This is a genomic window from Mesorhizobium sp. M0870 (genome assembly GCF_040319775.1).
Classification (GTDB): domain Bacteria; phylum Pseudomonadota; class Alphaproteobacteria; order Rhizobiales; family Rhizobiaceae; genus Mesorhizobium.
This window is the reverse complement of record NZ_JAMYOI010000007.1, coordinates 170,986-182,792: the sequence shown is the minus strand read 5'-3', so window position 1 is coordinate 182,792 and position 11,807 is coordinate 170,986. Positions and strand designations below refer to the sequence as shown.

The following is an 11,807-nucleotide window of genomic DNA, read 5'->3' as shown; positions in this document are numbered from 1 at the left end:
CGCCCAGTCCCCACTGGCTTCTATTTCTGGTCCCGTGAAGGAACCTGGTATTCCTCGGCCTTTGTGCCGCGCGTCACGATGACGGTCTTGAACTTCGGTTTCTCCGGCTCTTTCACCACGGCATCGAACAGCGAACCGGAAGCGGCCTGCACGTTCGAGGCGACCGATCCACCGAACGAAGAGATGGTGGTGACGCCGCCCTTGCCGTCACCGCCTTCGCTGGCGGACCGAAGCGACAGGGACAAGGTGCCGACGGTGCGGGCGAGCGCCACCTTCTGCGCGCCGTCTGTCGTCACCTCGATGGTCACCGAATTGGAAATCTGCGGCGTCGTCTGGCGCTCATCGGCGCCCTGCCCGACGCTCAGCACCTTGGCATCGGCCACGACGATCTCGGAGGTGACCGTCGATCCGGACGCTCCCTGCGCGTTCTTGGACACTTCCTGGATTTCGCCGGCATCGCGCGTCAGCACTACATCGACACGGTCGCCCGGCGTGACGAAGCCGCCGACACCGGCGATCTCGTCGGTGCGGATTGTCACCGCCCGCATTCCCGGCGTCATCATGTTGGAGAGCGTCGCGCGGCCGTTTGGCCCGGACAGCTTGGTCAGCAGCAACGGTTCGTTGATCTCGATCGGCGACAGCACCACGCGGCTGCCCTCGCCGAGCAATCCGTCGATGGTGGCGAAGGCGCCCTGCGGCAGGGAATCCTGCGGCCAGGGGATTTCGCTGAGCTTGGAGCGGTCGAGTTCCATGCCGTAGCGCAGTGGGGCATTCGCCACCACGATGGTCTTGAACTCGATCTTGGGTGCGACGGGCGCTGTGATCGACGCCGTCTTCTCTTCGGAATCGGCTTTAGCCTGGCTTTTGACCCAGAAATCCGCGGCAAAGATCGAGATCGCGCCGAAAACGGCGGCGATGCCGATCATCGATATGGCCTTGCCCCTCACGCCGAAACCCCTGATGCCCACAGTTTCTTGTTTTGTTGGGCTAACGCTAGGCGGCATTGTTAAAGAATCAGGAATCTTGCGCGGAGGCATTTGACCTATTTCCGCCGGCTTGGTTATCGAATGGTTTTGGGGTAAGAGGGGCCAGATCCCCGAACGGAACAGGAACCTCGGTCGCTTGGCGCTGAAAAGCGTGGCAGTATCGCGAGGTGATTCGCAGCACCGGACCCTATGGCAGGCATGGACGACAACAACGATCTCTTCGGCACAATTGACAAGCAGCCGCAGCCGGTTCGCGCGCCGGCGCGCCCGGCGGATCCGCTGGTGCAGGCCACCAGGCGTCCTGCCGCGACCAAGGATGGCAGCGAGGGCTATAGCGCCGCCGATATCGAGGTGCTGGAAGGGTTGGAGCCGGTGCGGCGCCGGCCAGGCATGTATATCGGCGGCACCGACGACAAGGCGATGCACCATCTGTTCGCCGAGGTCATCGACAATTCAATGGACGAGGCGGTGGCCGGCCATGCCACCTTCATCGATGTCGAACTCTCGGCCGACGGCTATCTCACCGTTACCGACAATGGCCGTGGCATTCCGGTCGACCTGCATCCGAAGTTCAAGAAGCCGGCGCTCGAAGTGATCATGACGACGCTGCATTCGGGCGGCAAGTTCGACTCGAAGGTCTATGAGACATCGGGCGGCCTGCATGGCGTCGGCGTGTCCGTGGTCAACGCGCTGTCGGACCATCTCGAGGTCGAGGTCGCACGCGGCCGCCAACTCTATCGCCAGCGCTTTTCGCGCGGTATTCCCGTGACCGGCCTGGAGCATTTGGGCGAGGTGCACAACCGGCGCGGCACAAAAACCCGCTTCCACCCCGACGAGCAGATTTTCGGCAAGGGCGCCGCATTCGAACCGGCGCGGCTCTACCGCATGACGCGCTCGAAGGCCTATCTGTTCGGTGGCGTCGAAATCCGCTGGACCTGCGACCCGTCGCTGATCAAGGAAAAGGACCAGACGCCGGCCAAGGCGGAATTCCACTTTCCCGGCGGCCTGAAGGACTATCTCAAGGCATCGCTCGGCGACGAGTTCCAGGTGACGCGCGAGATCTTCGCCGGCAAGAGCGAGAAACAAGGCGGCCATGGAGCGCTCGAATGGGCGGTGACTTGGTTCGGCGGCGACGGCTTCATCAATTCCTACTGCAACACCATCCCGACCGGCGAAGGCGGCACCCACGAGGCCGGCTTCCGCAACGTGCTGACGCGGGGCCTGCGCGCCTATGCCGATCTCGTCGGCAACAAGCGCGCCTCGATCGTCACCTCGGAAGACGTCATGATCTCGGCGGCGGGTATGCTGTCGGTGTTCATCCGCGAGCCGGAATTCGTCGGCCAGACCAAGGACAGGCTGGCGACGATCGAGGCCATTCGGATTGTCGAGACCGCGATCCGCGACCCGTTCGATCATTGGCTGGCAGACAATCCGCAGGAAGCGTCGAAGCTGCTCGAATGGGTGATCGCGCGCGCCGACGAGCGGGTGCGCCGACGCCAGGAAAAGGAAGTGTCGCGCAAGAGCGCGGTGCGCAAATTGCGGCTGCCCGGCAAGCTTGCCGACTGCACGCAGAATGCCGCGGCCGGTGCCGAACTCTTCATCGTCGAAGGTGACTCGGCGGGCGGCTCGGCCAAGCAGGCGCGCGACCGCGCCAGCCAGGCGGTGCTGCCACTGCGCGGCAAGATCCTCAACGTCGCCAGCGCCGGCAACGACAAGCTCGCCGGCAACCAGCAGATCTCGGACCTGATCCAGGCGCTCGGCTGCGGTACGCGGTCGAAATATCGCGACGAGGATTTGCGCTACGACCGGGTCATCATCATGACCGACGCCGACGTCGACGGCGCCCACATAGCTTCGCTGCTGATCACCTTCTTCTACCAGGAAATGCCGGCGCTGGTGCGCGGCGGCCACCTTTATCTCGCAGTGCCGCCACTTTACTCGATCAGGCAAGGCGGCAAGGTCGCCTACGCCCGCGACGACGCGCACAAGGACGAACTCCTGCGCACCGAGTTCACCGGGCGCGGCAAGGTCGAGCTTGGCCGCTTCAAGGGTCTGGGGGAGATGATGGCCGCGCAGCTCAAGGAGACCACCATGGATCCGAGGAAGCGCACGCTGCTCAGGATCGACGTCATCGACGCGGAGGCGGCGACCAAGGATGCCGTCGATGCGCTGATGGGCACCAAGCCGGAAGCCCGCTTCCGCTTCATCCAGGAACGCGCCGAATTCGCCGAGACGGAAGTGCTGGATATCTAGCCACCAGCCGGTCCATAACAAGGCTCCAGTTGCGGAGACGAGCATGTGACCTGGGCGCGGCTGAAAGGCTATTTCGAGACGAGTTTAGCCGGCTTGACGCAACCGACGCGTTCGGACTGGATTTTCTCGTTGCGCACTGTTTCGGCTGGCCTGATCGCTCTGCTAGCCGCCTATGCGCTGAAGCTCGACCATCCGCAATGGGCCATGATGACGGTGTTCATCGTCGCCCAGCCGGTTGCCGGCATGGTACTGGCGAAGGGCTTCTACCGGCTGCTCGGCACGCTGGTCGGCGGCATCGCCGCGATCGGCATCACCACCGTTTGCGGCACCAACCCCTGGGTGCTGGTAACGGTGCTTGCCGTCTGGATCGGCATCTGCACCTTCGTCTCGTCGCTGCTGCGCAATCCGGAAGCCTATGGCGCCGCCCTCGCGGGCTACACCGCAATGATCATCGGCCTGCCCGCTTTCGGACAGCCGCATCTCGTCGTCGACCTCGCGGTCGCGCGCTGTGCCGAGATCGTGCTTGGCATTGTCTGCGCCGGCCTGACCAGCCGCCTGATCCTGCCAAAACTGGCCAGCGACGCCATCGTCTCGCGCCTGAAACGCTGCATCCTTGATCTTGCCACCTATGCCGGCGGTGCGTTCTCCGGCGGCGACCCGGGAACGCTGTCCGCGCTGCACCGAAAGCTGATCACTGATGCCCAGACGCTCGGCGAGACGCGCGCCTATGCCAGGCTCGAAGCGCCAAGCTTCGCGCCGCGCGCCCATCCAGTCCGGCGCACCATCGGACAGCTGCTCTCCGCGCTCTCGGCGGCACGCGCGCTGCATTCGCACGCCGCCCCGAAGAATGCGGCGCTCATTCCGGTGCGCTCGGAATTACAATCGCTGGTCAGCGAGCTGGCGACCAAGCCCGGCGCGCTGGACGATACGGCGCTGTGGGTGGCTCGGCTCGATGCGATTGCCGGAAACGCCCGGCAAATGCCCGATACCTCGACCGACCAGGGCAACGACAGGATCGGCACTATCACCCGCCTGACCATCGCCGCCGATTTCGCCGATGCGCTCAAGCAGGTGCTGCGCGGCCTCGACGCCCTGCGCGCGCCTGCCACACGTCCGGCCCGGGGCAGCAGGCAGCCTGCGCTGGTGGTGCATCGCGATTACGCCGGCGCATCGCGTAACGCCTTGCGTGCTGCCCTTGCCACGCTGCTGGTCGCGGCCTTCTGGCTGACGACGAAATGGTCGGAAGCGGCCGGTACGGTCATTCTCGTTGCTGTCGTATCGAGCCTGTTTGCTGCTCGCCCCGACCCTGTGCAGGTCGCCTGGGGTTTCTTCAAGGGAACGCTTCTGGCGCTGCCGTTTGCCTTTCTCGTCGGCCAGATCGCATTGCCTGCCCTGCCCGGCTTCGGCTGGTTCATGCTGTTTGTCGTGCCCATCCTTGTACCGACGGCGCTGGCCATGGCCAATCCACGCTATGTCGGCGTGGCGACGGCCTTCGCCATCAACTTCCTTGCCTTCCTGAGCCCGCACCAGGCGATGACCTACGATCCCGGACCCTTCTTCGCCGGTTCGGCGTCGATCCTGGTCGGCATCCTGCTGGCGATCGGTGTCTTCATCGTCGTGCTGCCCGCCGATCCGTGGCTCGCGGCCAACCGCATCGTGCGCGCCATGCGCGAGGATCTGGCGCGGCTTTGCCTGCATGAGCGCGTGCCGAGACGTTCGGCCTTCGAGAGCCTCGCCTACGACCGCATCAACCAGCTGATGCCGCTGGTGCAGAATGCCGGTCAGAAGGGCGATGCGGTTCTGGGCGGCGGAGTCGCCGCCGTCACCGTCGGCCTGGAGGTCCTTCGGCTGCGCGATGCAAGCCAAAGCCATGCCATTCCATCCGAGACCGCGCTTTCGATCGCCAACTTCCTGAGGGGACTGGCGCGCGAACTGCTTTTCCGCGCCCCCAGCGATCCGCAGACCTCGACCGTCGCCGTCGCCCGGCAGTACGCAGCGAACATCGCCGAGCGAAACGGCACCAGCGAATTGCTGCAGATCGCGGCATCGCTGCGCATCATCGCCGCCGCGATGGAGGATTTCCCCGACTTTTTCGCGAGGGATAAAGGTTAAGCTGCCGCTATCGCCAGCGCGTGGCCTCGCGCGTTCTCGCGCAGCGCATCGAGATGGATCGACTTGATCAAGGCGGCAAGATCGCCTTCGGCGGATTGCCCACCCACTTCCTTGAGCATCAGCCAGCTGACCTCCTGCACACCGGCGATGCGCTTGCCGTTGGCAACCTCGCGCCAGATCTTCAGCGCACGCAGGATGATGGCATGGGTGACTGCGGCGAGTCCGGCGCTGCGGAACAGCGCCTGCAAGGCCACGTCGTGCCCACCGGCCAGCAGCGCCCTTACCCTTTGTTCGGACTGCTGGCTGAGCGCGACCAGCGCCGAGCCGAAGAAATCCACCTTGCCATGCGCGATGGTGCGGATCAGAAAGCTCGCGGTAAGGTCGCCACGCAGCCTGAGATGCTCGATCAGGGCCGCATGTTCTTCCTGGCGCGTGCCTTCGATCAGCGTCACGGAAGCCTTGACGCAGGCGTCGCGCATGACGCGGTCGGCTCGCGCCGCGCCCATCATCGCCATCACCAGTGGCGACGTTTTCAACATTTCGCCAAGCTTGACGAGCAGCATATGCCGGCAGTCGGCCGGCAGCCTGATATCCGATATCAGCGCCTCGCGCACCAGCGGCAGGTGCCCATGTCGTTCGGCCATGCGGCGGAAGCTGAGCGAGGCGATGTCGGCGCCGCTGTTGGCGAGCAGCACGGCGCAGGCGTCCGCCTCGCCGATCTCGGCGATGGCCGCCGACAGCGCCATCGAGACGAGTGGCCGCTCGGCGATCAATTTCTGTGTCGCCTTCGGACTTGAAGCCACACGGTTGATCAGGTCGGCGTCGGTGAGCAGCGGCGAGCGCGCCAACACCACGCCGGCGACTTCCGGCTGGTCGGAGGCCAGCACGCTGATGATCTGCATTGGCGCGTGGTGGCTCATCGACAGCGCCTCGGCCATCGCCAGCCGCACCTTCGACGAGGCATCGTCGAGCAACAGCGTCAGCGCCGCCTCGGCGGCGCAACGGTCCTCGAAAGGCAATTCGGAATTGATATAGGCCCGGGCCAGAGCGCTCGCCGCCGCGGCACGCTCCGACACCCTGGCCGTGTAGATCCATTTCAGGAAATGCGAAACAACAACCATGCCCGCCTGCTTACGCCCCTTGTCAGAAGCTTCTGACCCCACTGACGACCGTAGGCAGAATTGGTTTACGAACCGTTCACCATGTTCATTAACTGGCTTGCGAGCCTGATTTGCAGCGCCTATCACCGTCAAGCACCTGAGGAGAAAGAAATGGCCGGGCTTTATCTCGAAGAGTTCGTTGTCGGCCATGTCTTCCAGCACACGCTGCGCAAGACCGTTACCGAAAGCGACAACATGCTGTTTTCGGTAATGACGCTGAACCCGCAGCCGCTGCACATCGACTTCGATTTCGCCGCCAAGAGCGAATGGGGCAAGCCGCTGGTCAACTCGCTGTTCACGCTCGGCCTGATGATCGGCATTTCGGTCAATGACATCACAGTCGGCACCACGGTCGCCAATCTCGGCATGAAGGAGACCGTGTTTCCGCATCCGGTCTTCCATGGCGACACCATTCGCGTTGAGACGACAGTCATCTCGGTGCGCGAGTCCAGGTCGAAACCCGATCGCGGCATCGTCGAATTCGAGCATCGCGCCTACAACCAGCATGGCGATCTCGTCGCCAAATGCACTAGGCAAGCGATGATGCTGAAGAAGGCGATCTGACGCATGCGTTCGCTGCTGTTCATCCCTGGCGATTCCCAGAGGAAACTGGAAAAGGGTTTTGGTGTCGGCGCCGACGTGGTCATCGTCGACCTCGAGGATTCCGTGGCACCGCACAACAAGGCGCTGGCACGCGAGGTGGCGGCGCGCTTCATCCTGGAACGCAGGGCGCAAACCAGTTCAGCCATCTATGTCAGGGTCAACGACCTGTCGACCGCGCTGACGGACGACGATCTCGCCGCACTGGTTCCGGCGAAACCCGACGGCATCATGCTGCCCAAGTCGAACAGCGGCCAGGATGTGCAGCACCTGTCGGCAAAGCTCAGGGTGCGCGAGGCCGAAAACGGCTTGGCCGACGGCGCGATCAAGATCCTGCCGATCATCACAGAAACGCCGGCAGGCGTGCTCGCGGCGGCGACCTATGCCGGGACAAGCGCGCGGCTTGCCGGCCTCACTTGGGGCGCTGAAGACCTGTCGGCGGCGATCGGCGCGTGCAGCGCCCGCGACGAGCATGGCCGCTACACGGACGTGTTCCGTCACGCTCGCACCATGACCATACTTGCCGCCGGTGCGGCGGAGGTCGAGGCGATCGACACCGTCTTCCCGAATTTTCGCGACATGGCGGCCTTCGAAGCGGAATGCACCGAGGCCGAGCGCGATGGCTTCACCGGCAAGATGGCGATCCACCCCGATCAGGTGCCGGTCATCAACGCCGCCTTCACGCCGTCGGTCGACGCCGTGAGACAATCGGCGGCAATCGTTGCCGCGTTCGCGGCAGCGGGAAGTCCCGGCGTCGTCAGCATCGACGGCAGGATGTTCGACCGCCCGCACCTGCGGCTAGCCGAGCGGCTTCTGGCGCGGGCAAAGGCGGCAGGTGTTTCCGCCTGAGCGCCTGCTACCAAACCAACGGGATCAGGCGGTAACGGACCCGGGCCACATAGTCGTCATAGCCGCGCAGGCCGGTGCGAAGCGTCTTCTCTTCAATGAAGGTGCGGATGGCCAGGAGAACGACGATCACGAGTACCGACGCCAGCCCCCACCAGGAACCAAGCAGAAGTGCCGTGCCGGCGAAGAAGAGGATGGCGCCGGCGTACATCGGATGGCGGACGTAGCTGTAAGGCCCCGTGGAGATCACATGTTGTCCGCGTTCATCCTGGATCTTCACCACGGGCGCCGCGAAACTGTTCTCCAGCATCGTCAGATAGCAGATCCAGATTCCGAGCAGCAGGACGAGCGCGCCGACCACCTGCACCCAGACGGGAACCACGGACCAGCCGAAACGGACGTCGAACCCCATGAATATCTGCGAACCAAAGATGGCGAACAGTAGTATGGACAGCAGGACCTTGTCGGCCGTGTCCTGATTCTTCTGGATGGGAGAACTCAGCCGCTCATTCATCAGGCCGGGATCGCGCCTTGCCAGCGCCACGCCCAAGGTGAGACTGAGCCCCACCATCCCCACCAGATAGACCCAGGCCCCCGGCCAGTGCAGCGTGCCGGCCGACAGGAAGAGCAAGGCGCCCATGGCGCCAAACCAGACGAATGTTTGAAGGACCAATTTCGCGATCATGATCGGCCTTTCATGATATCCGCTCACTTGCGCTGGCAATTTTAGACCATCGGTCTACCATACCGACCGACGGTCTGTAATTCAAGCGAGCTGTGCAGAAGGTTCATCATGCCCCGTGTCATCAAGCATCCAGAGTTCAGGCGAGAAGAACTTCTGGACCATGCCCAGACGCTTTTTCTGACGCAGGGCTATGACAAAGCGAGCCTCAACGACGTGATTGCGTCCGCCGGCGTCTCCAAGGGCGCCTTCTATCACTACTTCCCCTCCAAGGAGGCTCTTCTGGAAGCCTTGGCCGATCGCTTTGCAAGACAGGCACTGGCTGGCGTGCAAGACATAATCGACGATCCGGGCCTAGACCCGCTTGGCCGCCTGAATGGTCTGCTCAGCCAGTCGCGGCGGGCCAAGATCGAGACCGCGCCGGAAGCTTGGACTCTTTTCGAGACGATGTTTCGGCCTGAGAATCTGGTGCTTTTCCACCGTATCAATCTGGCCGCCAGCGCGTCGTTTTCACCTCTGCTGGTCAAGATCATCAGGCAAGGGATCGAAGACGGCACTTTCAGGACCTTCGATCCGGAAGGTGTTGCCGACATCGTCATGCAGTTCGGCATGGCCACGCATGACGTCGTTGCCAAGGCAATTGCCGGCGGCAGCGACGCCGACATGGAGATCGCGATCGAGGCCCTGGAGAAACGCGTCAGGCTCTACGAGATCGCTCTCGACCGCATACTGGGCCTGCCCGATGGAAGCATCCGGATCGGCGAGCCCGGCTATGTGCGCACCGTCATGACGGCCAGGCGGCGAAAGAGTGCCGGCAAGGCGCTGGCCAAGCCTGATATCTAGTCCTTGTCCCAGCGCGGCCGGCGCATCGAAAACACCTGGTCGACGCTGGCATAGTCCATATAGCCGAGACGAGCGACATTGCCGGCCTTGGTGATGTCGAACAGGCCGTCTGTCAGGAAGGCGTCGTCGATGTGCACGCCGACCCCCTCACCGGCAACAATCACAGCGCTTGTCGGCGATCCGTCCAGCGCCTTTGGCCGAAAAACTTCCGTCACCCGGCATTCGAGCGCAGCCGGCGCTGCCGCCACGCGCGGCGGCGCGACGAGGCGCGACGGCGCCATGGCGAGATCGGCATAGGCGAACTCATTGACGCCGCGCGGTGCGTTGACCGATGTGCGGTTCATCTTGTCGGCAAGATCGCGGCTGACCAGATTGGCGACGAACTCACCGGTCTCCTGCGCGAAAGAGGCGCTGTCCTTCTCGCCCTCGGAGGAGAACCAGACAATGAACGGCCGTGTCGAAACGGCATTGAAGAAGGAGTATGGAGCAAGGTTGATCTCACCGGCTCCGTTCAGCGTCGAAATCCAGCCGATCGGACGCGGCGCCACGATCGCCTTCGATGGATCGTGCGGCAGGCCGTGGCCCTTTGAGGGTTCGTAGAACATTCAGCCCGCCCACCGCCCCGAATAGTCGCCGTAAAGCTTTGCCGGATCGGGCCGCGGCCGCTCCGGCGCCGGGCCGGCATAGGAGCCGATATGGATGAAGCCGACGACGCGCTCCTGCGGCGCCAGCCCCAGCAGCGCCCTGCCCTCCGGTACATCCGAATACCAGTTGCTGATCATGTTGGTGCCATAGCCCAGCGCATTCGCTGCTATCATCAGGTTCATCGCCGCCATGCCGCCCGACAGGAACATTTCCCATTGCGGGATTTTTGGATTCTCCCGGGGGACAGATACGACGCCGATCACCAGCGGCGCGCGTGAGAACCGCGCCAGTTCCTGATTGCGGCGGCCTTCCGGCAATGGGCCCTCCCGCTGCTCTGCAAGCGCTGCCAGTTGCCTGCCGATCTCGACGCGGGCGTCGCCACGGTAGACGATGAAGCGCCAGGGCTCCAATCGGCCATGGTCGGGCACCCGCGAGGCAGCAGTGATCATCGTCGCGATCTCCGCATCGCTCGGCGCCGGCTGCTTCAGATCGGGGATCGGAGCGGAGTTTCGGGTCAGCAGGAAATCGATGATCGGCGACGCCATGGGCGCAAGTCTCCTGAACATTCTGTTTTGAGCTGAAGCGCACCATCGGGAATTCGGCGGCTCGGGCATTGGCGCGGGATACGCCGGACGGAAGAGAGTCGTATCGATCGGACTCTTAAGCCTTGAAATTGCCACCGCCATGGGCTTCAACGCAAGGCATGTTTGAGGGGACTGTCCGTCTTTTCCTGATCTGGCTCGGTGCCCTGCTGTTGATGGCGCCGGTTTCGTTCGCCATGGCGCAGAACGTCGACGGTGTCAGCGACCTGAAGCTTCCGGGAATTTCGAGCTACGCGACGCCGAAAGGCGAGACGTCACTGGCACTAAGCGGCGGCGGCGCCATCACGCTGTCCGCCCAGTTGACCGACAAGGGTTCCGACATCACGCGCGGCATCGTCTGGCGGGTCTTCAAGCCCGAAGCCGTCAACGGCAAATTGCCGATGGTCGCCTCCTCCCATGGCGGCACCGCCGTCTTCCAGCTCGAGCCTGGCAGCTATCTGGTTCACGCCTCCTACGGCCGGGCCGGCGCCACCAAGCGCATCACTGTCGGCAAGGACGCCAAGCGCGAAAGCCTCGTGCTCGACGCCGGTGGCCTCAAGCTCGACGCCGTGCTGTCCGGCGGCGTGCGCATTCCACCGAAGAAGCTGCGCTTTTCGATTTACGAGGGCACCGCCGAGGCCAATGGCGACCGCGCGCTGATCATTCCCGATGTCGAGCCTAACAGCGTCGTGCGGCTCAACGCCGGCATCTACCATGTCGTCTCGACCTATGGCGCGGTCAACGCGGTCATCCGCTCCGACATCCGTGTCGAGGCCGGCAAGCTGACCGAAGCGACCGTCGAGCACCACGCCGCCGAGATCACGATGAAGCTGGTGCGCGAAACCGGCGGCGAGGCGATCGCCGATACCTCCTGGTCGCTGCTCAATGAGTCCGGCGATCCGATCAAGGAAACTGTCGGCGCCTTCGCCTCTATGGTGCTGGCCGAGGGCGACTACACCATCATCGCCAAGAACCGCGACCGCATCTACCAGAAGGATTTCACGGTCGTGGCCGGGCAGAACCAGGAAATCGAGGTTCTGGCCACCGAGGCCGCGGCGATGGATCCCGAAGAAGGTGCTGATTAGACCAGACTGCAGTT

General features: G+C 63.7%; 11 protein-coding genes. 6 read left to right on the top strand and 5 right to left on the bottom strand.

Translation table 11 applies throughout. The annotated features are described in order from the left end of the window. Window positions 1-20: 20 nt before the first annotated feature. On the bottom strand, window positions 21-947 hold the full coding sequence (gene cpaB / locus NKH97_RS11465; protein ID WP_352796820.1) for a Flp pilus assembly protein CpaB: 927 nt from the start codon (window positions 945-947) through the stop codon (window positions 21-23). 237 nt (window positions 948-1,184) lie between these two features. Here cpaB and parE point away from each other — a divergent pair, with 237 nt between their 5' ends. Then, window positions 1,185-3,239: a DNA topoisomerase IV subunit B gene (gene parE, locus NKH97_RS11460; RefSeq protein WP_352664626.1), complete on the top strand. Its 2,055-nt coding sequence runs from the start codon at window positions 1,185-1,187 to the stop codon at window positions 3,237-3,239. A 45-nt stretch (window positions 3,240-3,284) separates the two neighbouring features. Beyond that, entirely contained in the window at window positions 3,285-5,351 is a 2,067-nt protein-coding gene (locus tag NKH97_RS11455; protein ID WP_352796817.1) for an FUSC family protein, read from the top strand. On the opposite strand, the gene NKH97_RS11450 is transcribed toward NKH97_RS11455, so the two are convergent. Further along, window positions 5,348-6,472, bottom strand: coding sequence for a DUF2336 domain-containing protein (locus NKH97_RS11450; protein WP_352610678.1), 1,125 nt, complete (start codon window positions 6,470-6,472; stop codon window positions 5,348-5,350). The two genes, NKH97_RS11455 and NKH97_RS11450, sit on opposite strands and share 4 nt — an antisense overlap. A 150-nt stretch (window positions 6,473-6,622) precedes the next feature. On the opposite strand from NKH97_RS11450, the gene NKH97_RS11445 reads away from it, so the two are divergent. Both NKH97_RS11445 and NKH97_RS11440 read left to right on the top strand, forming a co-directional pair. Continuing rightward, a complete protein-coding gene (locus tag NKH97_RS11445) occupies window positions 6,623-7,075 on the top strand; it encodes a MaoC family dehydratase (RefSeq protein WP_023810497.1) in 453 nt (150 codons plus the stop codon). Between the two features lie 3 nt (window positions 7,076-7,078). Beyond that, window positions 7,079-7,960 (top strand): HpcH/HpaI aldolase/citrate lyase family protein, encoded by an 882-nt coding sequence (locus NKH97_RS11440; RefSeq protein ID WP_352796813.1) that lies wholly within the window; start codon window positions 7,079-7,081, stop codon window positions 7,958-7,960. Between the two features lie 7 nt (window positions 7,961-7,967). Here NKH97_RS11440 and NKH97_RS11435 read toward each other — a convergent pair whose 3' ends face one another. Continuing rightward, on the bottom strand, window positions 7,968-8,642 hold the full coding sequence (locus NKH97_RS11435) for a methyltransferase family protein (protein WP_352552893.1): 675 nt from the start codon (window positions 8,640-8,642) through the stop codon (window positions 7,968-7,970). A gap of 108 nt (window positions 8,643-8,750) precedes the next feature. Here NKH97_RS11435 and NKH97_RS11430 point away from each other — a divergent pair, with 108 nt between their 5' ends. After that, complete coding sequence (locus NKH97_RS11430) at window positions 8,751-9,482, top strand: TetR/AcrR family transcriptional regulator (RefSeq protein ID WP_352796810.1); 732 nt, start codon at window positions 8,751-8,753, stop codon at window positions 9,480-9,482. Here NKH97_RS11430 and NKH97_RS11425 read toward each other — a convergent pair. Together NKH97_RS11425 and NKH97_RS11420 are read right to left on the bottom strand one after the other, a co-directional pair. Further along, window positions 9,479-10,087, bottom strand: coding sequence for a flavin reductase family protein (locus NKH97_RS11425; protein ID WP_352796808.1), 609 nt, complete (start codon window positions 10,085-10,087; stop codon window positions 9,479-9,481). The two genes, NKH97_RS11430 and NKH97_RS11425, sit on opposite strands and share 4 nt — an antisense overlap. Then, window positions 10,088-10,672 carry a nitroreductase family protein gene (locus tag NKH97_RS11420; RefSeq protein ID WP_352440235.1) on the bottom strand — a complete coding sequence of 195 codons (585 nt, stop codon included), beginning with the start codon at window positions 10,670-10,672 and terminating at the stop codon, window positions 10,088-10,090. 158 nt (window positions 10,673-10,830) lie between these two features. Here NKH97_RS11420 and NKH97_RS11415 point away from each other — a divergent pair, with 158 nt between their 5' ends. Beyond that, the gene (locus tag NKH97_RS11415; protein WP_027036844.1) at window positions 10,831-11,793 is read left to right on the top strand and encodes an RgsD C-terminal domain-containing protein; all 963 of its coding nucleotides are present in this window, start codon (window positions 10,831-10,833) and stop codon (window positions 11,791-11,793) included. Window positions 11,794-11,807 lie beyond the last annotated feature (14 nt).